Source organism: Candidatus Poriferisocius sp. (assembly GCF_965202595.1).
GTDB lineage: Bacteria > Actinomycetota > Acidimicrobiia > Acidimicrobiales > Bin134 > Poriferisocius.
On record NZ_OZ241836.1, the window covers coordinates 1,389,390 to 1,415,652 of the forward strand.

At 61.8% G+C, this 26,263-nt stretch carries 28 protein-coding genes; 17 read left to right on the top strand and 11 right to left on the bottom strand.

Features of this window, described 5'->3' with window-relative positions; all coding sequences use genetic code 11:
- Positions 1-71: 71 nt before the first annotated feature.
- The 4 genes from ACOGXC_RS06525 to ACOGXC_RS06540 form a co-directional block, all read right to left on the bottom strand.
- Complete coding sequence (locus tag ACOGXC_RS06525) at positions 72-1,103, bottom strand: SIS domain-containing protein (protein WP_419919886.1); 1,032 nt, start codon at positions 1,101-1,103, stop codon at positions 72-74.
- 130 nt (positions 1,104-1,233) lie between these two features.
- The gene (locus ACOGXC_RS06530) at positions 1,234-1,470 is read right to left on the bottom strand and encodes a Trm112 family protein (RefSeq protein WP_419919887.1); all 237 of its coding nucleotides are present in this window, start codon (positions 1,468-1,470) and stop codon (positions 1,234-1,236) included.
- Positions 1,471-1,572: 102 nt separating this feature from the next.
- A complete protein-coding gene (gene manA, locus ACOGXC_RS06535; RefSeq protein WP_419919888.1) occupies positions 1,573-2,790 on the bottom strand; it encodes a mannose-6-phosphate isomerase, class I in 1,218 nt (405 codons plus the stop codon).
- Between the two features lie 15 nt (positions 2,791-2,805).
- The gene (locus ACOGXC_RS06540; protein ID WP_419919889.1) at positions 2,806-3,591 is read right to left on the bottom strand and encodes a CPBP family intramembrane glutamic endopeptidase; all 786 of its coding nucleotides are present in this window, start codon (positions 3,589-3,591) and stop codon (positions 2,806-2,808) included.
- 220 nt (positions 3,592-3,811) lie between these two features.
- Between ACOGXC_RS06540 and ftsH the strand changes: the two genes are divergently transcribed.
- The 3 genes from ftsH (at position 3,812) to ACOGXC_RS06555 (ending at position 7,886) form a co-directional block, all read left to right on the top strand.
- Entirely contained in the window at positions 3,812-5,809 is a 1,998-nt protein-coding gene (gene ftsH / locus ACOGXC_RS06545) for an ATP-dependent zinc metalloprotease FtsH (protein ID WP_419919890.1), read from the top strand.
- Positions 5,794-6,228, top strand: a complete 435-nt coding sequence (locus tag ACOGXC_RS06550) for a TlpA family protein disulfide reductase (protein ID WP_419919891.1) — start codon at positions 5,794-5,796, stop codon at positions 6,226-6,228. Before ftsH ends, ACOGXC_RS06550 begins: the two co-directional genes overlap by 16 nt.
- Before the next feature lie 152 nt (positions 6,229-6,380).
- Positions 6,381-7,886 carry an AMP-binding protein gene (locus tag ACOGXC_RS06555; protein WP_419919892.1) on the top strand — a complete coding sequence of 502 codons (1,506 nt, stop codon included), beginning with the start codon at positions 6,381-6,383 and terminating at the stop codon, positions 7,884-7,886.
- A 99-nt stretch (positions 7,887-7,985) separates the two neighbouring features.
- On the opposite strand, the gene ACOGXC_RS06560 is transcribed toward ACOGXC_RS06555, so the two are convergent.
- From ACOGXC_RS06560 to ACOGXC_RS06575, 4 genes are all read right to left on the bottom strand, one after another.
- A complete protein-coding gene (locus tag ACOGXC_RS06560) occupies positions 7,986-10,130 on the bottom strand; it encodes an acetate--CoA ligase family protein (RefSeq protein WP_419919893.1) in 2,145 nt (714 codons plus the stop codon).
- A 136-nt stretch (positions 10,131-10,266) separates the two neighbouring features.
- Positions 10,267-11,016 (bottom strand): hypothetical protein, encoded by a 750-nt coding sequence (locus ACOGXC_RS06565; protein ID WP_419919894.1) that lies wholly within the window; start codon positions 11,014-11,016, stop codon positions 10,267-10,269.
- Positions 11,017-11,739: a helix-turn-helix domain-containing protein gene (locus ACOGXC_RS06570; protein WP_419920033.1), complete on the bottom strand. Its 723-nt coding sequence runs from the start codon at positions 11,737-11,739 to the stop codon at positions 11,017-11,019.
- Entirely contained in the window at positions 11,739-12,524 is a 786-nt protein-coding gene (locus ACOGXC_RS06575) for a TIGR04255 family protein (protein ID WP_419919895.1), read from the bottom strand. Before ACOGXC_RS06575 ends, ACOGXC_RS06570 begins: the two co-directional genes overlap by 1 nt.
- A gap of 253 nt (positions 12,525-12,777) precedes the next feature.
- On the opposite strand from ACOGXC_RS06575, the gene ACOGXC_RS06580 reads away from it, so the two are divergent.
- The 6 genes from ACOGXC_RS06580 (at position 12,778) to ACOGXC_RS06605 (ending at position 16,302) form a co-directional block, all read left to right on the top strand.
- Positions 12,778-12,978 carry a DarT ssDNA thymidine ADP-ribosyltransferase family protein gene (locus tag ACOGXC_RS06580; RefSeq protein ID WP_419920034.1) on the top strand — a complete coding sequence of 67 codons (201 nt, stop codon included), beginning with the start codon at positions 12,778-12,780 and terminating at the stop codon, positions 12,976-12,978.
- Positions 12,965-13,165 (top strand): hypothetical protein, encoded by a 201-nt coding sequence (locus ACOGXC_RS06585; protein ID WP_419919896.1) that lies wholly within the window; start codon positions 12,965-12,967, stop codon positions 13,163-13,165. The genes ACOGXC_RS06580 and ACOGXC_RS06585 overlap by 14 nt, the downstream gene beginning before the upstream one ends.
- Positions 13,166-13,221: 56 nt before the next feature.
- Entirely contained in the window at positions 13,222-13,821 is a 600-nt protein-coding gene (locus ACOGXC_RS06590; RefSeq protein WP_419919897.1) for a hypothetical protein, read from the top strand.
- Positions 13,822-14,005: 184 nt separating this feature from the next.
- Positions 14,006-14,752 (top strand): DUF5131 family protein, encoded by a 747-nt coding sequence (locus ACOGXC_RS06595; protein WP_419919898.1) that lies wholly within the window; start codon positions 14,006-14,008, stop codon positions 14,750-14,752.
- A gap of 12 nt (positions 14,753-14,764) precedes the next feature.
- Positions 14,765-15,739, top strand: coding sequence for a three-Cys-motif partner protein TcmP (gene tcmP / locus ACOGXC_RS06600; protein WP_419920035.1), 975 nt, complete (start codon positions 14,765-14,767; stop codon positions 15,737-15,739).
- A 44-nt stretch (positions 15,740-15,783) separates the two neighbouring features.
- Entirely contained in the window at positions 15,784-16,302 is a 519-nt protein-coding gene (locus tag ACOGXC_RS06605; protein ID WP_419919899.1) for a DUF7700 domain-containing protein, read from the top strand.
- Positions 16,303-16,415: 113 nt separating this feature from the next.
- Here the strand turns inward: ACOGXC_RS06605 and ACOGXC_RS06610 are convergent, their stop codons facing one another.
- Complete coding sequence (locus tag ACOGXC_RS06610) at positions 16,416-17,231, bottom strand: coniferyl-alcohol dehydrogenase (protein ID WP_419919900.1); 816 nt, start codon at positions 17,229-17,231, stop codon at positions 16,416-16,418.
- A 203-nt stretch (positions 17,232-17,434) separates the two neighbouring features.
- Here ACOGXC_RS06610 and ACOGXC_RS06615 point away from each other — a divergent pair, with 203 nt between their 5' ends.
- Together ACOGXC_RS06615 and ACOGXC_RS06620 are read left to right on the top strand one after the other, a co-directional pair.
- On the top strand, positions 17,435-18,721 hold the full coding sequence (locus ACOGXC_RS06615) for an amidohydrolase family protein (protein WP_419919901.1): 1,287 nt from the start codon (positions 17,435-17,437) through the stop codon (positions 18,719-18,721).
- Between the two features lie 79 nt (positions 18,722-18,800).
- Positions 18,801-20,105 carry an acyl-CoA dehydrogenase family protein gene (locus ACOGXC_RS06620; protein WP_419919902.1) on the top strand — a complete coding sequence of 435 codons (1,305 nt, stop codon included), beginning with the start codon at positions 18,801-18,803 and terminating at the stop codon, positions 20,103-20,105.
- Here ACOGXC_RS06620 and ACOGXC_RS06625 read toward each other — a convergent pair.
- A complete protein-coding gene (locus tag ACOGXC_RS06625) occupies positions 20,102-20,710 on the bottom strand; it encodes a hypothetical protein (RefSeq protein ID WP_419919903.1) in 609 nt (202 codons plus the stop codon). The genes ACOGXC_RS06620 and ACOGXC_RS06625 overlap by 4 nt on opposite strands.
- A 591-nt stretch (positions 20,711-21,301) precedes the next feature.
- A complete protein-coding gene (locus ACOGXC_RS06630; protein WP_419919904.1) occupies positions 21,302-22,132 on the bottom strand; it encodes a hypothetical protein in 831 nt (276 codons plus the stop codon).
- A gap of 49 nt (positions 22,133-22,181) precedes the next feature.
- Between ACOGXC_RS06630 and yihA the strand changes: the two genes are divergently transcribed.
- The 6 genes from yihA (at position 22,182) to ACOGXC_RS06660 (ending at position 26,229) form a co-directional block, all read left to right on the top strand.
- Complete coding sequence (gene yihA, locus ACOGXC_RS06635) at positions 22,182-22,823, top strand: ribosome biogenesis GTP-binding protein YihA/YsxC (RefSeq protein ID WP_419919905.1); 642 nt, start codon at positions 22,182-22,184, stop codon at positions 22,821-22,823.
- Between the two features lie 60 nt (positions 22,824-22,883).
- The gene (locus ACOGXC_RS06640; protein ID WP_419919906.1) at positions 22,884-23,996 is read left to right on the top strand and encodes an ATP-binding protein; all 1,113 of its coding nucleotides are present in this window, start codon (positions 22,884-22,886) and stop codon (positions 23,994-23,996) included.
- A 28-nt stretch (positions 23,997-24,024) separates the two neighbouring features.
- Positions 24,025-24,234, top strand: a complete 210-nt coding sequence (locus ACOGXC_RS06645; protein ID WP_419919907.1) for a hypothetical protein — start codon at positions 24,025-24,027, stop codon at positions 24,232-24,234.
- A gap of 268 nt (positions 24,235-24,502) precedes the next feature.
- A complete protein-coding gene (locus tag ACOGXC_RS06650; protein ID WP_419919908.1) occupies positions 24,503-24,727 on the top strand; it encodes a CopG family transcriptional regulator in 225 nt (74 codons plus the stop codon).
- Between the two features lie 2 nt (positions 24,728-24,729).
- Entirely contained in the window at positions 24,730-25,158 is a 429-nt protein-coding gene (locus tag ACOGXC_RS06655; protein ID WP_419919909.1) for a TA system VapC family ribonuclease toxin, read from the top strand.
- 258 nt (positions 25,159-25,416) lie between these two features.
- A complete protein-coding gene (locus tag ACOGXC_RS06660) occupies positions 25,417-26,229 on the top strand; it encodes a FecCD family ABC transporter permease (RefSeq protein WP_419919910.1) in 813 nt (270 codons plus the stop codon).
- Positions 26,230-26,263: the final 34 nt, after the last annotated feature.

Sequence of the window (26,263 nt, forward strand, 5' to 3'; positions counted from 1 at the left end):
ACTATGCCTTTCCATTTTGCATCTGTATGGGGTCCGACTGTCAGGTTTGCAGGTGCAGGTTTGCGGGCGGGTTATCGAGGGTCGCCGATCAGCGTCTCCCGAGCCGTGACGATGGCCGGCACCGGGCCGGGATCGAGGCCAACCACGGCGGCCATCTCCAACGCGGTGACCGACCCCTGGTACATGAGATCGAATATCTGGGCCACCGGACCCTCCCCGGCCGCCTCCACCAAGTGGACGGACCCCACCACCTCTTCCATCATCTCCTCCACGATCCCAAAGCCCCGCATCACCTCGGGGTGCTCGTGCTCATGGCGCAAAACCACCAGGCTGAACGCCTGGCGGGTCAAGTCGCCGTGCTGGCCCCAACCGGCGATCTCGTTGTGCAAAAGGTCGGGCACCCCGGCGCTGAACGCCGGTGACTTGGCGCTGGTGTTGATCATGTTCTTCCAGTGCCGGGCGGCCACCAACCCCAACCCCCCGCCGCCGTAGATCAGCGACACTGTGCCGGCCAGGCCCCGGGCCAGGGCTAAAGCCGTACCCCCGACCGTGTCCCGCCGTCTCCGGATCTGCTCCACCGCATGGCGCACCCATTGGGTGGCACCGGGGAACAATCCCATGCGCTCGAGGACGATCATCGGGGCCACGGTGAACACCCCCAACCCGGCCCGGGGCGGGTACAGCATCGGGTCCACCTCGATCAGCGGGGCCCCCCAGTCGGTGGCCAACCGAGCCAGTTGGCCGCCTCCGGTCACCGCCACCACCCGCCCGCCGGCCTCGGCCGCCTGGGTTGCGGCCTGGAGGATCTCGGGCGTGTCGCCGCTGGCCGAGAGGGCGAAAACCAGAGTCTGCTCGTCCACATACGACGGTGGCTGGTAGCTCTTGACCACCACGATGGGCAGGGGCATGAACGGCCCCGCGGCCACCGCCAGCAGGTCGCCGGCAAACCCGCACGGGCCCATACCCAGCACCAGCACGTTGGCTATACCCGACCGGTCGGGCAACCGAGCCAAGTCCTTGGCCCGATCCACGGCATCCAGCATCTGCTCGGGCAGCCGGTTGATGGCAGGCCACATGCCCAGGGTGTCCACCCGCTCGTTCATGCTGATCCGTTCACGATAATCCGTCGCCGGAACCGGCAAGAGCGCCCACGGGCCGAAGGCAGACCGTGGGGTTCAGATGCTGACCCAGGACTGGAGTCGCCGGAACCGGCAAGAGCGCCCACGGGCTGGCTCACGGGCTAAAGGTGAAGGGGATCGACTCGGTCTCGACCACGGCCATCAACCGCTTGTGCTCGTGCTCGTCCACGGTCTCAGCCTCGTCGATGAGCATGTTGGGGATGTCGTCGTCCACCGAGTAGCGGCGGCGCCGGCGGGGGTTGTACAGCGTGCTCTCGCCGGCAAGGTACAGCAGCGGCCCCTTGTCATCGGGACAAGCCAGTATCTCGAGCAAGCGGGGGTCCAGTGCCATGTCCCCCAGTCTTACCCACACACTGCTCCCGCCCCCAGTGATTCATGGGCAAAATTATGGAGATCATGAAAATTATGGAGATCATGAAGGTGGCCCCATCCATCAGTTCGTTCGGGCCCTGAACACCAGCCCGGTTCCGGCAACCTCGTACTCCCCGGTTCCCGCCGGCAACCAGATCGCGGCACCCCCGGCGACCTCGTGGCCCGCGGCCACCACCCGGCCCGATGCGCACAGCAGGATCTCCGGTCCCACCGGTTGGCACACCACCGTTTCGGTCACCTCCATCCGGGTCGTGATCGAGTTCGACGATGACCTCCCCGGTTGGCACACGACCGTTTCGGTCACCTCCATCCGGGTCAAGGAGAAGTCCCGGACCGGCGGCCTGAAGGTGTGAACCGGGCCCTCGGGAACCATAACCGGTGCCCGGTCGGGGTGGCAGTCCACCACCTCCATCAGGGCGGCGGTATCCACGTGCTTGACGGTGAGCCCGCCCCTCAGCACGTTGTCGCTGCTGGCCATGATCTCCACCGCCACACCGTGCAGGTAGATGTGCAGGCTGCCCGCCCCCAGGTAAAGGGCCTGCCCCGGGTCGAGATGCACTGGGTTCAGCATGAGGGCGATGGCCACGCCGATGTCCCCGGGGTGCTGCTCGCCAATGCGAACCGCCCACCGCCTCTCGCCGGGGAAAGAACCGGGCCGGGCGCAGGCCGCCACCACCCGGTGGGCAAGCTCGGAGCCGTCCCCCGGGGGCAACTCCAGCAACCATCGCAGCGCTGCCTGTATCTCCCCGGCGTTCAGCAGCTCGATCACCGGGCTCAGCCCGGGAACCTCCAGCGATTCGAGGAGAGCAGCGGTGGTGGTTGGCTGCCGGAACCCGCACAGGGCGGTGAACGGTTCGAGCGCGCAGATCAGCTCCGGCTTGTGGTTGCGGTCGCGGTACAACCGGTGGGGTGCGGTTAGCGGGATGCCTCGGGCGTCCTCGGTGGCGTGCCCCGCTTCCGCCCGGGAACGGGTGGGATGCGCCTGCAACGACAGCGGCTGGGCCACAGCCAGGATCTTGAGCAAAAAGGGCAGCTCACCGCCGAAGGTGCCGGCCGTGTCGGACCCCAGCTCCCCCACCGGGTCGGCGGCGATCACCCGGTCGAGCGGACGGTTCATCCCGTCCCGATGCAGTACCGATGGGGCTCGGGGGTGGGCCCCCAGCCAGAGCTCGGCCTGGGGATCCCCGGTGGGCGGGACACCCATGATTCGAGGCAGCGCCGTCACCGACCCCCAGGCATAGCGCTGCACCACGCCGTGCAATCTCCCCGGCCCGTTCACGATCCCAGAGTAAACTCATCGGATCAGCCAGATCAGGTTGACCACCGCAACCAGGTTGAAGCCGATGTGTGCCCAGATGGCCGGTCCCAGCCTTCCGTAGCGCCGCACAAGCATCGCGGCGATTATCGCGAAGGCCACGAGCGCGGGGAACTGGAGAAGCTGTAGGTGCACGGCCCCGAACAGCACCGAGGAAGCCAAAACGCCCGCCACCGGCCCCCACCGCCGCTCGAACGCTCGCAGCGCCAGCCCCCGGAAGAACAGCTCCTCGAAAATGGGGGCCCCCACCACCACTCCCAGCATCACCAGAGCGATGTCGCCCGGGGTTGCGGCCCGATCGGTGATGGCTCGGGCCGCCTCGCTCACATCGAAGTCGAACACCAGTTGGAACGGCGCATATATCAACCACACCACCACCACCTGGGCGAACACCCCGAAGGCCAACCCGATGGGCACGTCCGACGCTCGCATCGACCACCCGAAATCGCGACGCAAACCGTTGCCTCGCCGGGTGGCGGCCACCACCGCGGTCACCGCCAGTCCCGCCCACAGTCCCAACTGACCCACGGGAAGGGTCCAAAGCGGCAACGCCGGATCGACCCGCTCGACCCCCAATGCATCGCCCACCCCGTAGCGCCCCACATACGAACCGGTACCGGTCTCACCCCCGGTTTCCTGCCCGCTCAGGGCCAGAATCGCAAGCAGCACCACCACCGCAGCGACCCAGGACACCACCACACCGATGAAAACATCGGGCAGACCCCACCGGACTTCCCTCTCTTCGCCCTGCCATGCTGGTGTCACAGCCCGCACAGTAGAACAGCAAAGCGGTGAATTCGTCCGTCGAATTGCCAAATCCACCTCCGACCGCCGGAGGTGCCACCGCCCTCTGCCCGCAGAATTGCCGAATGGCCTGGCCGTCGCCCTTGAGCACTTGAGCACTTGCTGCCCGTAGAATCGCCGAATGGCCTGGCCGTCGCCCGCCCGATGGTGAATTCGTCCCTCTGCCCCGTAGAATTGCCGAATGGCCTCACCCCCTCCTCCCGAGCGGCGTGATTCCCAACGCGGACCGGGCCAGCAGACCACACCGAACCGGGTACCCCGCTGGCTGTGGGCAATCGCGTTGGGGATAATGCTCGCCCTGTTGTTTTCCGGGGTTTTCCGCAACAACGACAACGGCGAGGAGATCTCCTTCAAGAAGTTCGTGACCTGGGCCGAGAACGAGCAGATCGAGAAGGCCGAGTACAACAACAACACCGGCAACATCAAGGGCACGACCACGGATGGGACCAGGTTTCACACCACCGGACCGATCCCGCTGAAGGAAACGGTCGAGGACAACCTTCGGAACAACATCGGGGAGGCTTTCAAGTACCACACCCCCAGCAGCAGCATCTGGAGTACCATCCTGCCGCTGCTCATCCCGGTGCTGCTGATCTTTTTCATCTTCTGGTGGTTCCAGCGCCGGGCCCAGGGCCAGATGAGCGGGATCATGTCCATCGGCCGATCCAAGGCCAAGACGTACACCACCGAGCGACCGGGAACCACCTTCAAGGACGTGGCCGGCTACGAGGGGGTCAAAAAGGAGATCGTCGAGATAGTCGACTTCCTCAAGCACCCCGACAAGTTCTCCCAGATCGGGGCCCGCATCCCCAAGGGAGTGCTGCTGGTGGGACCGCCGGGTACCGGCAAGACCCTCATCGCCCGGGCGGTGGCCGGAGAGGCCGGGGTTCCGTTCCTGTCGGTCACCGGGTCGGACTTCATGGAGATGTTCGTCGGGGTGGGGGCCAGCCGGGTGCGGGATCTGTTCCAGTCGGCCCGCAAGATGGGGCGGGCCATCATCTTCATCGATGAGATCGACTCCATCGGCCGCAAGCGGGGGGCCGGGTTGGGCGGCGGCCACGATGAGCGCGAGCAGACCCTCAACCAGATGCTGGCCGAGATGGACGGGTTCGAAGCCACCGAGGGCATCGTGATGATGGCGGCCACGAACCGGCCCGACATCCTCGATCCGGCTCTGCTGCGCCCCGGGCGGTTCGACCGTCAGGTGGTGGTTCCACTGCCCGAGGCCGACGACCGGCTGCAAATCCTCAATGTCCATGTCCGCTCCAAGAAGATCGCCGCGGATGTGGATCTTCCGCTGATCGCCCGGGGCTCACCGGGCATGAGCGGTGCCGATCTCGCCAACCTGGTGAACGAGGCTGCGTTGTTCGCGGTGCGCAACGACTCGGATCAGATCCGCATGATCCACTTCGAGCATGCCCGGGACAGGGTGCTGATGGGCCAGCGCCGGGAGTCCATGGCCATGTCCGAGCAGGAACGCCAGATCACCGCCTACCACGAGGCCGGTCATGCCGTTTGCGCCGCGGTGCTCCCTCACGCCGACCCTCTGCACAAGGTGACGATCATCCCCCGGGGCATGGCCCTGGGAGTGACCATGACCCTTCCCGAGGAGGACCGTCACACCCTGCGGCGCGATTACCTGGAGGACATGCTGGTCATGCGCATGGGCGGGCGCATCGCCGAGGAGTTGGTGTTCGGCGTGTCGTCGAGCGGCGCGGCCGATGATCTGGCCGGTTCCACCGAGTTCGCCCGGCGCATGGTGCGGGAGTGGGGTATGAGCGACCGCATCGGACCCATGGCCTGGCGGAGCTCGGGGCAGGTGTTTTTGGGCGACGAGATGATGACCAGCCGGGAGTACAGCGACGAGACCGCCCGGGTCATCGACGAGGAAGTGGCGGATATCCTGTGCTCCCAGGAAAACCGGTGCCGGGAAGTGCTCTCCGAGCACCGCAACGGCCTCGATCTGGTGGCCCGGGCGCTGCTGGAACACGAGACCATTTCCGGCGAGGAGGTGGGCCGGCTGGTTGAGTTGGGGGCTGAGAATCCCGTCGGGGATCCCCGGGATGTGATCGGCGTTGCCCTGGCGGCCCGGGGCGCGGCGGCGACACTGGCATCCACGACCCCTGCTGCGTCCGACCCCGAGGAGGCGGACGCGCCGGAGACGTGGCCCGCACCCTGATCGCCCTGGGAATCGTTGCCGGGGCGCTGGTGGTGGCCGCCCTCGCCCGGCGCTCCCGCACCGCGGCCCCGGCGGCCCCGTCATACTCGGTACCCGTCCACCTGGAGCGGTGGGACTTCGCCCAACCCAGTTCCGATTGGTTGCTGGTGGTGTTCACATCCAAAACCTGCTCAACCTGTGGTGCGGTGATCGAGGCGGCCCGAGGCTTGGCCGACGATTCGCTGGCCGTGCAGGAGGTCGAGCATCGCCGTCACGGCGATCTTCACCGTCGCTACGGCATCGATGCCGTCCCCCTGGCCGTGCTGGTGGATCGCAGCGGTGCCGTCCATGCCTCTCTGGCCGGGCCCGCCACCCCCGACGAACTATCCAACCTCATCGCCTCGGCCCGGAGTTCAGAAGGTGACAACCGGGATCGATAGGGTCACCGAGGTGAACGAACCCTCAGTACTGGCGGAACTGGCGGGCACACCACGACCGCCCCGGACCCAACCACCGGCAACATGAACGAACCCTCGACACTGGCGGAACTGGCGGGCACACCACGACCGCCCCGGACCCAACCACCGGCAACATGAACGAACCCTCGACACTGGCGGAACTGGCGGGCCGGTCACCGGGTGATCTGGCCCTGGAGGATGACACCCACCGGGTGAGTTGGGCCGAACTCGATCGCCGCACCCATGCCATCGGGCAGGGGTTGCTGGCATCCGGAGCCACTCGTGGGGACCATGTCGGGCTGGTGTGCTCCAACCGCACCGAGTTCGTGGAGGTCATGCTGGCCTGCTTCCGGGCCGGCCTGAGGATGACCCCGATCAAGACCAACTGGACAGCCACCGAGATCGCCTACGTGCTGGACGACGCCGGGTCGGCTCTGGTGGTAACGGATGTGCCCGCAGCCCTGGATGCCGCCGGCGACCGGCCAGTGCTTCGGATGGACGACGGTTTCGATGCCTGGGTGAATGCCCAGGATCCCCGACCCTTCCCGGCAGGTGGCACCGGCTACCGCATCCCCTACACCTCGGGCACCACCGGGCGGCCCAAGGGAGTGGAGCGCACCCTGGACTCGGAGTCCACCTTCGAGCAGTGGTGGCAATTCTCATCTTTGGGAGCCCAGGGTTTGGGTCTGCCCCGTGACGGCAAGCACCTGATGGTGGCCCAGCTCTTCCACGGCGCTCCCCTGGCTTTTGCCCTGGGGGCGCTGGCCAATGGTGCTCCCATGCGGATCATGGGCCGCTGGGACGCCCACCGCTCGGTGGACATCCTCAACGACGGGGTGACCTCCACCATCATGGTGCCCACCATGTTCCGCCAGCTCCTGGGCCTGACCACCGAACGCCGGGCTGAGCTGGATCATTCCCGGCTGGTCACCGTCCTGCACGGCGGCGAACCCTGCCCGGTACCGCTCAAGCGGCGCATGATCGATTGGTGGGGCCCGATCTTCACCGAGTACTACGGGTTCACCGAGGGAGGCATGACCATGTGCAGCTCGACCGAGTGGCTGGCTCGGCCGGGCACGGTGGGCACCCCCATAGGGGAGCTGGCCATCCAGATCGTGGGCGAAAACGGCGAGCTCATGGGGCCGGGAGAGCCCGGCACGGTTTACTTCCGCCGGCCCGAGGGACGCTACTTCCGCTATATCAACGCTGACACCAAGACCGATGAGGCCTACAACGATGCCGGCTTCTTCTCGGTGGGTGACATCGGGTATCTCGATGAGGACGGCTACCTGTACCTGTCGGGTCGCAGCTCCGAAGTGATCGTGGCCGCGGGCGTGAACATCTACCCAGCGGAGATCGAGGACGTGGTGTTCGGGGTGGAGGGGGTGGCCGATGCCTGCGCGGTGGGTGGTCCCGACCCCGATCGGGGCGAGCAGGTGGTGGTTTACCTGGCAGTGGCCGAGGGTTTCGAACCCGACGATGTGACCACGGCCATAGATGCTGCCTGCGCCCAGCACCTGGCCGGTTACAAGCGCCCCCGCCGATACATAATTGGCCCAACCGTGGACCGCGACCCCACCGGTAAAGTTTTGCGCACCAAACTACGCGACCAACTCTGGGATGCTGCCGACCCGCAATGACCATGAAATCGCAATGAACACAAAGCAGCAAACGGCCCAGGAGGATGCCGGCTCGCAACGCCTACAAAGTGCTCCCGGTAAAACGCCGGCTCGCAACGCCTACGAAGTGCTCCCGGTAAAACGCCGGCTCGCAACCACCATGAGGTGGTCGAGGACGATTGCGCCCTGGCCGCGGTCGCGCACCACCACCGGGTTCAGATCCAGTTCGGCCAGGTGGTCACCCAAGGCGGTGGCCAGGGTGGCCGTGGCCATCACCACCTGGACGAGGGCCTCCACATCGCCGAGCGGGCGACCGCGGGCTCCGTCCAGCAAGGGGAACCCCCTGAGCGATCGGATCATCTCGTAGGCATCAGCCTCGTCCATCGGCAGCGGGCGCACCGCTGTGTCAGCCAGAATCTCGGCGAACAAACCGCCGGTGCCCACCATCACCGCCGGACCGAGGGTGGGATCGCGGGTCACCCCCACGATCATCTCGGTACCCCCCACCACCATCGGTTGCACTTCCACTCCATCGATGGCTGCTCCCGGAGCCAGGGCCCGGGCCCGATCCAGCACCGCACGGGCTGACTGCTCCACACCGTCCAGCGAGTCCACACCCAACACCACCAGGCCGGAGTCGGTCTTGTGAGGGAAGTCCACCGAGGCAATCTTCACCACCACCGGCAGGCCGATGTCCTGCGCAACCCGGCGGGCATCAGCGGACGAACCGGCAATCCCGCCGGCAACCAGCGGCAACCCAAAGGCCCGCAACACCGCCGCCGCATCTGCAGAATCCAACCCCAAACCAGCCGCTGCCCCAGCATCGGCAGAAGCAAACCCCAAACCAGCCGCTGCCCCATCCGGCAGAGCATCGGGTAGCGGCGGGCGGTATCGAAAGTTCTTTCTCCGGCGCTGGTAACGGTGATAGGCGGCCAGAGCGCCGAAGCACCCCCGGAAGGAGCGGAACAGCGGCACCCCGGATTCCACCAGGCGATTGAATCCGGCTTCATCCACCTTGAAGGAGTTCCAAGTGGCGATGATCGGTTTGTCCAACTCGCCGGCCAGTGCCCCGATGTCGTCGCCCAGCAGATCGGTCATGGGGGGAACCGCCCCAGTAACCCCCACCACCGTGTAGCCCACCGACGGGTCGTCGCTCAGATCCCTGATCACCTGCCGGCGGATCTCGGCCGGCTGAGAGGTGATGAAGGCACCACCGTTGTCCACCGGGTTGGACACCGTCAGGTAGCCGGGGATGTGGCGGTGAAGTTTCTCCCGGGTCGTCCCGGCCAGTCGGGGAACGGCAACTCCAGCCAGTTCGGCGGTCTCGGCCATCAGCGTGCCCGAACCCCCGGAAATGGAGTACAAACCGGCCCCCTCGGCCACATCGGGACCCAGCTTGGCGAACAGGGCGGCCGTCTCCAGCAACTCGTCGAGGTCACGCACTCGCACCACCCCGTACTGCTCGAACAACCCGTCGATCACCGCGTCCGACCCGGTGAGATGGCCGGTGTGCGACGACGCCATCCGGGACCCGGCATCGGTGGCACCCATCTTGAGCAGCACCACCGGCTTGTTCTGTGCGTTGGCCGCCGCCAGGGCGACACGCAACTTGCCGGCGGAGCGAAAACCCTCCACGTAGCCGGCAATCACTGCGGTGTCGTCGTCGTAGGCGAAGTACTCGATGAAATCGCTCACCTCGAGGTCCACCTCGTTGCCGCACGGAATCTGGCGGCTGAACCCGATGCCGAAGTGGACCCCCTGCATGATGGGACGGCCGTTGTGGCCCGACTGGGTGACCAACCCGATCTTGCCTCCCCGCTGCTGGGGCACCTCGGGCACCGGCTCAAAGGCGTTGGTGTTGGTGTTGGGGCCGAATATCCGAATGTTGTGACGACGACCGGCCTCCCCCAGCGCGGCCTCCAGCGCGGCCCCATCGGGACCGATCTCGCTGAAACCCGATGAAAACACCAGGGCGTAACGGACCCCGGCCTCGGCGCACTGTTCAACCACCGAGGCACACACCGCCGGTGGGGTGGAAATGACCGCCAGCGTCACCGGTTCGGGCAGATCGGCCACCGAGCGGTGGACGGGGACCGACCCGATAGAGCCGCCCCCAGGGTTGACCAGATACCAGTTCCCCACCCCCCAGCGATTATCCATGGCCGCCCGCAGAGCCACCTCCGTCCGGGTCCGGTCCACCCCACCGATCACCGCCACCCCGTCAGGATGAAAGAACTCCTCCAGATCACCTCGCCGCTGAACCATGGGATCTCCATGGTAGTTGGACAAGGCCAAGAGATTGGTAGCAGCGTGCTTCGATTAACCTGCTGTGTAAGTGTGGTTGAAATGTTCGCCGAAACGGGCGAGTAGCGCTTGGGGGTACGACAACACCGTGGTGTATCTAGAGATGTATTCGGCCACCAGGCTCAGGATCGACGGGCGGCCGCACGAGCCGGAGCACCGACTCGTCGTCAAGCAAGAGCTCAACCGAGAGCGAGCCACTCGTGTCAACGTTCACGTCCACAATCGACCTGCCAACCGCAGCTTCAATGAGCTCCGCAACTTCGATAGTACGAAATGAATCAAAACGCGCGATGGCATAGCGAAGGCGGTCTCGAGCAAACGGAGTGAGACACCATCGGCGTTCCGAGATCGCCTTGCGATCGATGGTGCACCGGTAAGTGAGATCGACGAGGCACTCTGGGAATGAGCTATCCGGAGGTGAGGGCAGCGGGTAATAGCCAACAACTCGGCCCGCCCGGTAGTTGCCGCGGCTTCCAGGATTGAAATCCTCAAGGGGGATCAAAGGGCTTGCCTGAAAGGTTCGGTCGAGATCATCGTCCTTGTCTACGATCCGTGATGCCTCTTTAGGGTCCACGCCGGCTCGGATGAGGCGTTTTCGTTCCGCGTTCCATTCCTTGTCGTGATGGTAATCATGGGAGGTGACCATGACAAGCGCCCAGCCCACAACGGTGTGTATGGCGGGTTCACCGAATTCCGACCGGTCAATTTGCTGCTCGATTTGGTCCAGCCGGTCCCAACGGTCCGGCACGAAGCGGTCCGATGCAATCACTCGCGTCATCGGAGCGATCAAAATGTCCCCCTGATTCAGTGGGCCATCTGCGTCCTCGTAGCAGTCCTTCGATTGCATCTAGATTCCCTTACGTCTGGGCGTTGCCGGAGAAGCGACTGAGGGTACGGCCTTCGACAGGTCCTGTTCGTGCTCGGCATCGGATCGGGGTACTCCCGCTCGGGTGGGCAGGCTCCCCTTCCCCTGCCACACACCGGATGCCTTGAGGTAAAGCGGCACCTTTTCGGTCTCTCGAACATGAGTCTGGATCCTTGTCTGGGGAACGATGCCGAAGCGCTCCGCAATGGCGAGGAGCTCCCGGCGTATATCAGTAGCGCCCTTTGCTATCAATAAGAGCGGTGATCTGTCTGGGTCGAGACCCCGCAGAATTCCGCGCGCGTGCTCACCGAACTCATTCGCTGACCAGTCAGCGGTGTCGGCCAATACCCGAAGAGCCCGCAAGCGTTCCTCAGTTGGGCGGATCTCTCCCTTAACGAATCCTGACAGTGAACGCCGGTCAACCCCCATAGCTCGAGCGATCTCCTGTCGTGTGAGACCCGAGCGCAAGACAACCAGGTCACGAAGCTGCTCTACTTCGGCTGCGACTGCTCGCCACATCGTCCGAGCTGTCGGGAATCGAGTCGAGCTCACTAGATCGGGGACGACTCGGCATCTAGCTGCGAAACCGATATGGTCGCTCGTTCCAAAGGTGTCTTCATTGAAGAAAGCTGGCACGAGGAGTGTGAACTCACTTGTTTCGTCAACCATGTCGACAGAAGCAGTCAATGGAGAGGTAGTAACCATCACGACTTGGCTCCAAAAGTTGCGATGAACTGGTCGGTCGTGGCCCACCGGAAGTAGCGGTATATGCGATCCGAAAAGAGTTGAACCTGGCCCTGGATGGCAATGGGGTCGAATGGTCGTTCACCGTGTGAAACATCGAGATCGAGAATCCACGAACTGCTCTCGATCGGATCAATCGCGGGATCAAACGTCGCCTTCGGCGGTAGGAACCCCCATCGGGCACGCATCGCCGTCTCGTCTGAGAACTGGTAATGGCAATCAGTCAAGCTGTGCTGAAGTCGTACACCGGAAGGGTCGGACACCGTCATGGGTCCGAGCACCTCTGGCCGTACCAGTTGCCCAATCGAATCGATGTGCTCTTCGCCCACGCGATCGATATACCGAACGCCAAGCCGCCGAACCTTGCGGGGGTTGATCCAAGCGCCCAGCGCCTCCAGCAGAAACCCGAGACGGTCAAGAAAGTCAGCTCGGCCCGTATAGCTGTTCGTGGCCAGGGCAAGAAACTCAGGGGCAAGCGCAACCTCCCAGTTATCCTCATCGGTGAATCTCCAGACGATGCCTGGTTGCTGGGTTTGGATGCCGGTGGGCCCAATTTCCACTTGGAGCTCTTCCTCTCGACGCAGGTCGGAGTACAGATTCCGGATCCTCTCCTGGAAGGGACCGACGAACGCGTGATCAGCAATCGAAGCGACCACCGGGAACCGAATTTGAGCCACCACCAAGCTAAGGGGCGAATTCGGCAATGGGACGGAAGGTACCGCCGGGCCGAAAGGATCATCTACCATGGTTCTCATTATACTGCCCATTCAGGCAAATGGGAAGTATAATGAGAAGTAGTCTCACAGTTGGTCTGCTGAGCAATGGTCTGCTGGCAAAGTCGGTGCCTTCCGAGCCTCCGCCACAGATGTAGGGTACGCTCGGTGGCATCACCCGGGACGAGGACGAATCACCATCTACAAGCTGCCATGCAGAGGGCGACCAAGAACGATGACGACACCGAGAAGGGGTCTGCTGTTCCACCTCACGCACATCGACTCGATGGTCGATTGGCAGCTCATGGAGGACCAGTGGTGGTTCAACAACACATCTGCCGACCCCGACAGGAAGGAGCGGCGGATGGCTGAACTCCTTGTTCACCAGCGCGTTCCCTGGAGCACGATGCTTGGCATCGCTACCAGGTCGGAAGCTCGATCCCGACAGGTGTCACTGGCGTTCCAAGTCATACGTGTCCGACATTGATCGGGGACTCGACGATCTCGCACACGTCATTGAGGACCGGGGCATCACCTCTATCGCCATTCCTCGCCTTGGCTGTGACAACGGAGGTCTCGACTGGACAGAAATCGAGCCGCTCATTCGCAAGAAACTCAATGACCTGCCAGCGATGGTCCATTTGTTCGTCCCCGAAGGGCCGCTGCCGCTATGACAACTGCGCCGTTTGTAGGTCCTCCAGGGGATCATAATCTACCGAATCCTGCTGCTATGACCCTTGCGACGAAGCGTCCGCCGCTGACCGAAGGCAAAGCCGCGTTGATCGTGTTGCTCGACCGCTACTCGCAGTTGGCATTTGGTGCCACCGTCATCGAAGTGCAGAAGTTGATGTACTTCCTTCAGGAAACAGGGCAGGAGCTGCGGCTCAACTTCGTCAAGGAGCGGTACGGCCCTTACGCCGACAACCTTCGACATGTCCTCATCCGGCTCGAAGGCCACTACCTTCAGGGTTACGGAGATGGCAGCAAGCCAGTACAGGACGCGGAACCGATCCAGCTCCTGGGCGATGCCGCCCACGAGGCGCAAGCAGCGATTGAGGGTCTCGATGACCAGTCGGTGCTTGAACGCATTGATCGCACGTTTGAGCTCGTTGAGGGTTTCGAATCGGCATACGGCTTGGAGCTGCTCGCGACCATCCACTGGTGCGCGAAGCACAACGATGATGTCGGCTCCGCGGTTGACGCAGCCAAATCTGTGCCTGCATGGAGAAAGCGCAAGGAGCGCATGTTTACCGACGAACACGTTGAGGTCGCCTGGGACCATCTCCGGCACCTCGGTTGGATTGGTGCCCGCGAACCAAAACCCGCCTGATACCAACTATGCAGGAACGTCGACGAACTCCGAGACGACACACAACGCAACTTCTTTCACACCCAACACATCCACGTGGCGAAACGGACGGGCAGAAGAGCGGCAACCTACCCTGATCTGATGAAGCTGTCAGCCCCCTCCCGTACAATCGGTCTACATGGAGAGGCTGCGGAAGTATCAGGTTATGGCTGATCGGTCGGGCATCGAGTGGACGGAGGTTACGTGGAACCCAACCACGGGCTGCGACAAGACCTCCCCGGGCTGCGACAACTGCTATGCCCTCACGTTGGCAAAACGTTTGCAAGCCATGGGTCAGACGAAGTACCAGAATGATGGCGACCCGAGGACCAGTGGCCTAGGCTTTGCACTGACAGTCCATGAGGACACCCTGGCTGCCCCTCATAAATGGAAGTCGCCACGGCTCATCTTCGTCAACTCAATGAGTGACCTGTTCCACCCGGAGGTGCCGTTCGACTTCATTAAGCGGGTGTTCACCGTCATGGCTGAAACGCCACAGCACACGTACCAGGTGCTTACCAAGCGCTCCAAGCGTCTCGCGACGCTAGCTGAGCGTCTCGACTGGCCGCCCAACGTATGGATGGGTGTCAGCGTCGAGACCTGTCGCTATGCCTTCAGGCTCGATCATCTCCGATCGGTCAACGCAGCCGTGCGCTTCGTCAGCGCTGAGCCGCTACTTGGACCTCTGCCGAATCTCGACCTGTCCTCGATTGACTGGCTAATTGCCGGCGGGGAGAGCGGACCCGGCGCTCGCCCCATGGACGAAGCATGGGTCCGCGATCTGCGTGATCAGTGTGGTACTGCGGGTGTCGCCTTTTTCTTCCAACAGTGGGGCGGTAGGACTCCCAAAGCGGGTGGCCGAGAACTTGAGGGCGCACTCCACAATGAGATGCCAACCTCAGTAAGGACTTGACCAGTGGCACGCATGTGGAGTTTCTGGACAAAGGGCAAACTTGATGTGTTGCGTAGATATCTCGACGCGTACACGACAGCCACCAAGAGCGTGAGCGAGCGCATATATTTGGATGCCTTCGCTGGTGAACTTGATAACGAGGAACGCTTGACCGGTGAACAGATTGAGAGCTCTGCATCAATAGCTCTATTGATTGGTAACCCACCCTTCACACGGGTCAGACTATTCGAGAGAGAAGGGAAGGCCAAACAGTTGGCTTCATCGCTTCACGCTCAATTCCCAGGACGAGACCTAAAGGTCTACGGCGGCGACTGCAACGAGAGAATCCCAGAGGCACTAGCAGAGTTAAAGGAAGTGAGGTGGGCACCCACATTCGCGTTCATCGATCCGAACGGAACTGAAGCTGAGTGGAAATCGCTCGTTTCGCTTGCCGGGTTTCGAGAGGCACACCGAACGAAGACAGAGCTGTTCATCCTCTTCTCAGCGCCAATGTTCACGCGCCTGCTCCCTGTCGACGGCAACAAGGTCCGCCCCCAGGACTTAGCCCGCATCACGGCGATCTTTGGCTGCGACGATTGGCAACACATCTATGCGGCACGCCTCGACAACGCAATCACTCCTGGCCAGGCACGCGATGAGTATCTCAATCTCATGCGGTGGAGACTTGAGAAAGAACTCGGATACCGGTGGACGCAGCCTTTGGAAGTCCGAAATGAACGCGGCATAATGATTTATCACATGGTCTTCGCTACCGACCACGATGCAGGGTACCGGATCATGAAAAGCGTGTACGCACGGGCCGCCGCCGAGTTCCCCTCAATGGCGGAGCAAGCGCGGCGGCTTCGCAAGAAGAAGGAAGACGAAGAACGGGGCGTGCAAAGTCTGTTCGGCGAGGACGATGCCTTACTGCACGCGCCGATTCAACCCGGCGAGCGCTTATACATCCACGATCCGCCTACACGGCCGTGGTTCATGGAGGAGTTATAGCGGTCCCCTCCGGCGGGGTCAGCCAAACGGCTACGCTGGTGGTCATGGAGATTGGTCACGTTTATGACATGCCCCCCATGCGGCCCGATGAAGCCAACACCACCTACTTCCCAGCCGGAGCGATCAAGATCGGGGTGGAATACCGTGATCTCACCCCCGAGGCACTCACCGAGTATTACGGGGGCGACGAGGCCTACGTGGAGGAGTTGCGCCGAACCGCACCCCTGGGCATCGAGGATCGGGGAGTGTCGCTGCACGTGTTCGATGCCGACGGCCGGTGGGAGTACCTGCGCTTCGACCTGTTCGAGGATGCCCCCCACTACCACTACAACCACCTGGGGGGCGGGCGGAACCACATCGTTCCCTTCGACGAGACCGCCCACGGTCCCATCACCGAGTGGGCAGTGAACAAGATCCGATCCGGCGAGCTGGCTCCCATGCTGGTCCAGGCCGGAGGGTCAGAACTGGCCGACGCGCTGGACCCCGATGTGCTGGCCAGAACAGCCGACCAGGTAGCCGCTTACACAGCCGAACTCCGCAACCGCCTTACCACCAAGACCTAACCGCTTCGCTTACCCAAACAATCTCCAAGCCCGCTTGAGCAGCCCCCTTGAGCAACCCGCTTGAACAGCTCCCTTGAACAGCCCGCATGAACAGCCCGCTTGAGCGCGGTGTCCTAGCCGGCGAGTTCCCCGAAGTCCACCTGGCCGGTGATCACCGAACCCTGGAAGGCGTTGTCGATATTGACATTCACCCCCGACACGAACGAGGCGGCGTCGGATCCCAAATAGGCCAGCAGGTTGGCCACTTCCGACGCGGTCACGTAGCGACCCCCGGAGTTGGCAGCCGTCCAGTCGATCATCTGCTCACCCATGGTCTTCTTGAAATCGGGAAGCAGTGGGGTGTCGATGGGAGCCGGGCAGGCGCTGGCAATCCGCACACCGTTGGCCAGCATCCCCCTGGCGGCCTGCATGGTGAAGATCTGCACGCACTCCTTGGAGAACATGTAGCCGTCGGCCACCACCTCGGGGTGTTCCTCCACCCAGGCCACCGCCTTGTCCCAGTCGTCGATGGACAGCAACTCGGTGATCTCGGCCTGATGCGCCGGCCAGTTCATACCGGCAATCGAGGCGGTGTTGACCACCGCACCCCCAGCGGGGATCTTGGGCAACAGGGCATCGGTGAGCCGCATCAACCCCAAGGTGTTTACCCTCATCACGTCAGCGGGTGAGAAAGTGGCCGCGATGCCGGCATTGTTGAACAGGGCATGCACCGGGGCATCAATGGCAGCCGCCGCCTCGTCGATGGCCACCGGGTCGCCCATGTTGGTGGGGATGTAGCGGGTGATCGGCCCGGTGGGTTCCTTGATGTCCAGCGCAGTGATGGATGCGGCCCCGAGGTCGGCCAGCAGCCCCACCAGCGCGGCACCGACACCGGAGTAGGCACCGGTGACCACCACATTGCGGCCTTCGTAACTCATGGGGTTGGACATGGGGAACCTCCCGCGTTCCTGATTCGCCAGCACAGAATAATACCAACGTGACCCCTCTCCGCCAGCAGCCGGAGTTCGTCTCGCTCGAACTCGGCCAGGTTGTGCCAGGATAATACCGGCGTTGCCCCTCTCCGCCAGCAGAGTGCACCGCGGCGAGTATTCTAGGTTGAGCCCTGAGTAGTTCGGATGCTTCGGAGGTCAAAATGGATTTGAACGAGATGATCCTGGTGAGCGTCGACGACCACCTGTGCGAACCCCCCGACATGTTCGACAACCATCTTCCGGCCCGATGGCGAGATGAGGCCCCCAAAGTGGTCCGCACCGACTCGGGCGACGACGTGTGGACGTTCAACGGCGCGGTCATCCCCAACGTGGGCCTGAACGCGGTGGCCGGGCGCCCCAAGGAGGAATACGGCATCGAACCCACCGCCTTCGACGAGATGCGCCCCGGCTGCTACGACGTCCATGCCCGAGTCAAGGACATGGATGCCGCCGGGGTGCTGGGATCGATGTGCTTCCCCTCCTTTCCCGGCTTCGCCGGCCGGCTCTTCGCCAACCATCCCGACAAGTCGTTCGCCGCCGACCTGATCCGGGCCTACAACGACTGGCACATCCACGAGTGGGTCGGTTCCTACCCGGGCCGGTTCATTCCCATGGCCCTGCCCATGATCTGGAGCGCCCCGGAGTGCGCCGCCGAGGTTCGCCGGGTGGCCGAATTGGGCTGTCACTCCATGACCTTCACCGAGAACCCGGCCAAGCTGGGGCAACCCAGCTTCCACGACGACTACTGGAACCCGCTGTGGGAGGCATTCAGCGATACCGGCACGGTCTGCTCCATCCATCTGGGCTCGTCGGGAGAGATGGTCATCACCGCGCCCGACGCTCCCATGGACGTGATGATCCAGCTCCAGCCCATGAACATCAGCCAGGCGGCTGCCGACCTGTTGTGGTCACCCATCCCCCGCCGCTATCCCGACATCAGGATTGCCCTGTCGGAGGGGGGCACGGGCTGGATCCCCTACTTCATGGACAGGGCCGACCGCACCTACGACATGCATCACCTCTGGACCGGGCAGGACTTCGAGAACCTGCTGCCCAGCGAGGTGTTCCGGCGCAACTTCTTGACCTGCTTCATCAACGATCCGGTGGGGGTCATCATGCGTCACGAAATCGGCATCGACAACATCTGCTGGGAGATGGACTACCCCCACAGCGACTCCACCTGGCCCAACGCCCCCGAACTGCTGGCCGAAACGCTGGTTGGGGTGCCCGATGAGGAGGTGAACAAGATAACCCACCTGAACGCCATGGCCTGGTACCAGTACGACCCGTTCTCCCACCGGAACCGCCGCGACTGCACCGTGGGGGCGTTGCGGGCCTCGGCCGGCGATCACGACATCTCGATAAGGTCGATGGACAAGGGCCGCCACCAGGGCAAGGATCGCAACCTGGCCCGGTTCACCACCCGCAACGCAGGTGTCAACCGCTGAGCCCCAGCCCCACCTCTCAACACCAATTGCCCTCTCACCACCTGTAGCCCCCTCACCAACGATTGGAGAAGATGCCACCATGGGTTGGGATTTCGAGACCGAATCCGATTACCAGGAGAAGCTGGACTGGGTCCGGGCCTTCGTGGACGAGAACATCCTGCCCCTGGAGACCATAGAGCTGGATGTGACCGACGAGCAGTGGACCGCACTCACCGCCCCGCTCCGCCGGCAGGTCAAGGATCGGGGGTTGTGGGCCTGCCACCTGGATCCCGAACTGGGGGGCCAGGGCTACGGTCAGATGAAGCTGGCGCTGCTGCACGAAATCCTGGGACGATCCACCATCGCTCCGGGCATATTCGGCAATCAGGCCCCCGACTCGGGCAACGCCGAACTTCTGGCCATCGGGGGCGATGAGCACCAGAAACAACGGTGGATGGTGCCGCTTTTGGCGGGTGAGCTGCGTTCGGGATTCTCGATGACCGAACCCGACGTGGCCGGTTCCGACCCCACCCTGTTGCAGACCTCTGCGGTGCGAGACGGTGACACCTGGGTGATCAACGGCCACAAGTGGTTCACCTCCGGGGGGTCGGCGGCCGACTTCTTGATCGCCATGGTGGTGACCAACCCCGATGTCCACCCCTATCAGGGGTCATCCATGTTCGTGGTGCCCACCGACACCCCCGGCCTGGAGATCGTGAGGGACGTGCCCAACATGCACCACCCCTATCCCGGCCGGTTCGCCCGGCGGCCCGGCGGCCACTCCGAGGTGATCTACCGGGATGTGCGGGTGCCCGCCGACCACCTCATCGGCAACCCCGGAGACGGATTCGTGCTCGCCCAAAAGCGCCTCGGCCCCGGCCGTATCCACCACGCCATGCGCTGGATCGGCCAGTCCCGCCGCGCCCTGGACATGATGTGCGAGCGGGCCCTGTCCCGGTTCTCCCATGGCAGCTTGCTGGCCGACAAGCAGATGGTGCAGGACTTCATCGCCGAGACCCGCATCGACATCGAATCGGCCCGGCTGCTGTGCCTTCATGCCGCCTGGCACATGGACAAGCACGGATCCTCGGCATCTCGTACCGAGATCGCCATGATAAAGGTGTACGGCACCAGGATGCTCTACAACGCCATCGACCGGTCGATCCAGGTTCACGGTGCCCTGGGCTACTCGGCCGACATGCCCCTGGAGGAGATGTACCGCAACGCCCGGGCCTCCCGCCTGGTGGACGGAGCCGACGAGGTGCACAAGGTGACCATCGCCCGCCGAACCCTCAAGGAGTACTCACCGGCGGACGGTAACCCCACCGAGCACATCCCCACCCGCCGGGCCGCCGCCCTGGAACGCTTCGGCAAGTTGATCGACATCGAGGTGCTGAACAGCTAGTCAAACCCACCACAATTTGAAAATTCTATGATCCAAGAAACGCGAGCAACAAGGGGAAACTGGCTTGCTGATGGGGGTGCCATCCATTCAAATTGGACCACCATGATGCCTGTGCCATCAGTAGATGGAAGAGGAAATTCTATTGCATCCCTATACACTTGTCTAACACATTCATTTTCCGATTGAATACAGAAATCATTAGCCAAAGGTGGTCCTATAGGCATCCTGCTTTGCGAATCACGATCCTTATATATCCAATACTCGGTTGATATAGGTGTAGCAAAGGTTGGAATCCTGAGGGTTAAGCCATCGGACCAAGGGGTTGGGTCCGGCCAATGGATGCCAGCATCTGCGTACCAAAAATTAACATCATCATAATCCTGATTCGGCCATTCATATGCAACTGCTTCCGCTACTCCTACTTGTACCTCGTTGGCGAATACCTGTGCATGCAGTGGAGGATCTTCTGGTAGGTCAACCTTATTCAATAATTGCGATGAGAGATCAGCCGTGTTTTTATCTGAAAATGGAGTGCAGGCAAGGGACGCTCCCATAAGAATTAGGAGGGTTGCCAGCAAATAAAGCCAGAAGGTCGTGTCTCGCACTTTATTCTGATTTCAATTCCATAAAGGTTGGCAGCATATCTTGTGCCATTTTCGATGCTATATACCTTGGCACGAGTTCGATAGTGGTGCGAACCTTGATCTCCTATCTTATGTTGTGACTCGCGGAAAGCACGTCTATTGTTCACTTTACTTTTAACATGATTGTTAGTATGCTCTTTCCATGCAGAAAACCAACCCCACTTATGCTTTCTGTCACCCCATACCTCAATACCTATCTCACCAACAGTAACAAGACAAACAACGGTTGCCCGATAACCTATATTCCCCTCATTATAACGAGAAGCGTGGGCATGATCTGCACTACCTACACACCTAGCAGGACTGGTCTCTCAGTATTTATATGACTGCTGCTGTACCCGAACAACGACATATTCCGAATCAAACTGCTAGAAACAGAACCAACAGGCTCATCAATTTCTTGTGCATTGGCACTGGAAGGAAGGGCCGCAATAAAGCAGATCAAGACTGATGTGCCTAATGCTTTGAAAATTTTATTTACTTTTCCCTTTTTTGATTTCATAGTAACTTCCAATGTCTAGTATTTTTTGGAACCGAACCTAAAGTGACATTTTAGCAGGTCTTGAGTGGCGATGCAAGTTTCGTGGGGGAAAACATAGGCCTCAACCACATGGTTCCTTCATGATCCCAATACGATAATGGTATTATTCCTTGCTCGCTTGCTTTATCATAATTGTCATGAGCAAGAATAAAACCAGCCCAAGAGAGATGTACAGCATCATATTTTTCCGCTATTGAAGCCCAACTTGGCGATATACCTTTAGAAGTACTATTACCTGGATTGCTATCGATCAAATAAAACCAATCCTCAAACTCATGAATCTCATAAATGTGAGCATTGTCGGGTACTGTGACTCTTAATCCTCGTTTTATTGCGCCGTACTCTACTAGCTCTTCTGTGTATCTTGGATCTGTAGACCAAAGAGCAGCCCAGGTTAACTGTCCATCTGCATAAACATCTTCATAAACAAAAGAGGGTTCTTCCAGATCAACCAAGCCATCGAAGCTGACTGACATCTTCCACGCACCTCTTTCCAACACTTCTTGCGAGTTGCGTTTAATATCATCTACTAGGTGGTCGGCAAATTTGTTGCAAATCACTTTTGCGATTTCTATTCGCTCGCATGCTTGAGCAAGAAAACTGGAAATGTTGGTTTTCTGATCTGGATTGAACGGGCCAACCATATCAGCAGCACTCAAGATTGTTTCCAGTAATTCCCCATATGACATTTCTCGCGCATTTTCTGTAGCCCGTTCTACTGATGCTGGATCAAGGGGGGCTTGATGGGTTATAAGCTCGGGGTTACCCGCCCGCCACTCCATAATTGTGACAACTCCAGCCCCTACTGGACTGGCAACAAAATCTTCGATTGCTCTACTCATCCGCTTACACTATCTCATTGCCCGAGAGGTGAGACGGTAGCCTTTGGGTATGCCCAAACCGCTGGCCCTGCACTTTCTGCGGTCGGCCGGCGATGCCGGGCAGCTCCCGGAGTCCCGCTGCGAGGTGGCGCTGGTGGGCCGTTCCAATGTGGGCAAGTCCTCGCTGTTGAACGCGGTGGCCAATCGCAAGGGACTGGCCCGCACCTCCAAGGCACCGGGTGCCACCCGGCTGCTGAACGTGTACGAACTCGACGGTGAACCCGGCCGCTGGGTGGTGGATTTGCCCGGCTACGGCTTCGCCAGGGCCCCCAAGGCGCAGCGGGCCGGTTGGCAGCAGATGATGGACGGCTACCTGCTCGACCGCCCCACGCTGGCACAGGTGCTGCTGCTGGTGGATGGGCTCATCGGCCCCACCCCGCTCGACATCCGGACCGCCGAGTGGCTGGAGCACCACGATGTGGCCCTGCGCCCGGTGGCCACCAAGGCCGACAAGGTGAAACCCTCCCGCCGGGGTGCCCGCCGCACCGAGCTGGCCCATGGCCTCGGCCTCGCCCCCGCCGATGTCCTGTGGACCAGCGCCTCCAAGGGCCAGGGCATCCCCGAACTCCGCACCGAACTTGCCGTCACCCTCCGCTCCGATCCTTACGCCCGCACCCGGCGAGGAGAAAGTAACAAGAAGTTAAAAAGTTAAAAGAAGTGATAAAGTGACAAGAAGTTAAAAGCAAGGAGTCGGGAAAAGCAAGGAGGCTCAGTGGCCGACAACAACCCGTTCCTGCCTACTTTCGGGACTTCACCACCGATGCTGGCCGGGCGAGACGGTGTGGTCGCCAGGTTCCATCGGGCATTCGAACGGGGACCGGCCCACCCCGACTACACGATGCTTATCTCCGGCGTGCGGGGCTCGGGCAAAACAGTGATGCTGAACGAGGCCGAGGATACGGCTCTAAACCTCGGATGGCGGGTTATCTCGGTGTCGGCATCGGCCCGCGATCTGTGCCGGCAAATCACCAACGCCGCTCTGGAACACTTGCGAGAAACCGAAGCCGGCAAGCCGTCGAGACGCATCTCATCGATGAACGTGATGGGGTTAGGAGTGGCGTGGACGCAACAGTCAACCACCGGAACCGGGATAACCGTGGATCTGCGCTCATCGCTCACCTCGCTGGCTGAACTATTGGCCCGCAAAGATACCGGGCTTTTGCTCACGGTGGATGAGATGCAAGCCACCGAGCGTGACGAAGCCACCGAGTTGGCAGTGGCAATACAGCACATAGCCCGCCGGGAGATGCTGCCCCTGGCTTTCGTCGGTGCCGCTCTGCCCGAGATCGACGAGACACTGCTGGCCGACCGGGGAATGACCTTCTTCCAGCGCTGTGCCCGAGCCCGACTGCTGCCCCTCAACCAGGACGAAACGCAGACTGCCCTGGCGCTTCCGGTGGAGCGCGCCAAAGGACGCATCGACCACGACGCTCTCCGGCTCAATGTCGAAGCATCCGGTGGGCACCCGTTCACGATCCAACTGCTCGGCTACCACAGTTGGGAGATGGCGGGACCCGACCGCCACATCACGCTGAAGCACGCCCGGGCTGGTGCACTCGAATCTGAACAGGCACTTCTTGACCAGATTGTCAAGCCAATCTGGAGCAGCCTATCAGCCATGGACCGAATGTTCCTGCAAGCCATGTCCATCGACGACACCGACTCCGAGATCCACCGGATCGCCGAAAGGCTCGGACGCTCCCCCAACTACGTCCAAAACTACCGGCGGCGCCTCATTGATGCCGGAGCCATAGAACCCGCTGGACGCGGCAAGCTCCGCTTCACCCACCAATCCATGCGCCCATGGCTCCGCTCCCAGCAATGACCGGCACCCTGGCGAGATTGTCCATGGTGTGGTGGACTGCTCGGACATAAGCCGCTCCCACGGCGATACGTTGCTTATGAACAGCCGCGACCGGCTGGCCAGGGCGGAGTTCACCAACCAAGTGATAGCCGAGTTGGAGGCGCGCCTGAACGAACACCAGGCGCTGCGAAAGTTGCGCAACGAGCGCATCCGGTACGCGGGTGTTGCCAATCCGACTTCGTCAACACCATCGAGCTGAATGTCAAACCCCCGCACCAGCCGGCCGGCAGCGACACCGACCAGAAGAAGCCCAAACGCAGGTTGCCCAGAGCGGATCTGCCGGAGCTCATACCGGTGGCCGAGCCCGAGTGGTTTGCCGCATCGGCACTGGCAGCGGCAGCCTCCGGGGACGGCGAATAAGCCCGACCGAACGAGACATACCTTTGGGGGAGGAGGCAATTTCCCATCTCCAAGTGTGTGAGCATAGTGATGTGAGGTGTTGAGCATCATGATGCTAGGCTTACATCATGCGAACCACGATCACGCTGGCGGCAGATGTAGCAGCAGCAGTCGAGGGCTTGAGACGTTGCGAAGGAATCGGGGTCAGCGAGGCAGTGAATCGGCTGGCACGCGATGGTCTGGCCAAGCCAAATGTCGTTTCGCGCTACCAACACGCCTCCTATGAGATGGGTGAACGGATCGACATCTCCAACATCGGTGAGGTTCTGGGTCTGCTTGATGAGGAGAGCTAGCAGTGCTGGTTGATGCCAACTTGCTGCTGTACGCCACAGATCGCTCCTCTCCGCATTACGACCGGGCCTCTGAGTGGCTGAAGGCAGCGATGAGCGGCAATCGCCGGGTGGGTATCCCCTGGCAATCCCTGGGAGCGTTCTTGCGCATCGGCACCAACCCCCGGATATATGAAAAGCCTCTCACCGCCGAACAGGCGTGGGGTTGTGCTCGGGCCTGGCTGGATGCCGAACCGACTTGGATACCACCGGTGACCGAACGCACTTTTGCCATCCTCGGTGACCTCCTGACCAGCCATCAAGTGACCACGGGCTTGATGCCCGACGCCATGTTGGCGGCGATCGCTTTCGAGCACGGATTGGTGGTGATGAGCGCCGACAGCGACTTCGCTCGATTCCCTGAAATCGGCTGGGAGAACCTCCTGATCGGCTGACCGAACCCCGGAACAACCGCCTAACCGGGCACCCCAAGCCCCATATTTCTTGCCTGCCTTTTATTTTTTATTAGGTATACCTTATAATTGGCTTGTGGACAGCGGCCTCCCATTGTTGCGACATCACTTTGTGAGCCTGCCTCTCTGCGGCCTGCTGCTCGGTGGTATAGCCCTGCTCAGCCTGCGTTACGGCGTTTTTGGGATCGACATGGCCACGGTGTGGGGTGCCATCTCCAATTTGTGATCAATTCCCTACGAATGCCCCGAATAGTAGTGGCCGTGCTGGCCGGAATGAGCCTGGCCACATCTGGTGCGCTGTTTCAGGCGCTGATCAACAACCCGCTGGTGTCGCCCGACATTATCGGGATCGACACCGGCGCTACGGCATGCGCTATAGCCATCCTCGCCATGGGGCTGGATATCCGCCTGCTACCCCTGATGGCCTTCGCGGGGGCGCTGGCGACTGCGGCCATGATCTTCCTGCTGGCCTGGCGTAGGGGCTTCAGCGGGGGCCGGCTCGTGCTGGTGGGTATCGGGGTCAACGCTTTGCTCAGCGCAGTCATCACCTACCTGCTGGTGCGGTATCCCATAGAAAGGGTCAGCGCGGCTGCCCGTTGGCAGGCCGGCACCCTGGCTTCTTCTTGGAGCGATGCCCGCATGCTTGCAGTCGGCCTGGTCATTCTGCTGCCGGTGGCCCTCCTGCTCACTCGCCGGTTGCAGGTCATGCAACTGGGTGATGGCAGCGCCATGTCCCTGGGGGTTGGCTTGGAGAAAAGCCGCCTGGCGGTGATCGCCACCGGCTGCGGCTTATCCGCAACTGTGGTTGCCGTGGTTGGCCCTCTAGGTTTTGTTGCACTGTTGGCTCCTCATGTGGCCCGTTTTTTGGCAGGTGCTCTCACGCGGGGGCTAGTGATGCTCACCGCCCTGCTGGGAGCGGTCATGCTGCTGTCCGCCGATCTGGTGGCCCAACGCCTGTTCGCCCCGACCGTGCTGCCCGCCGGGGTGGTAACCGCAGCGATGGGTGGTCCCTACCTGCTATTCGTTTTGAGGAGGTTCAACCGTGCCGGATGATCGACCATCCAGTCCCAATCTATGGGTGGAGCAC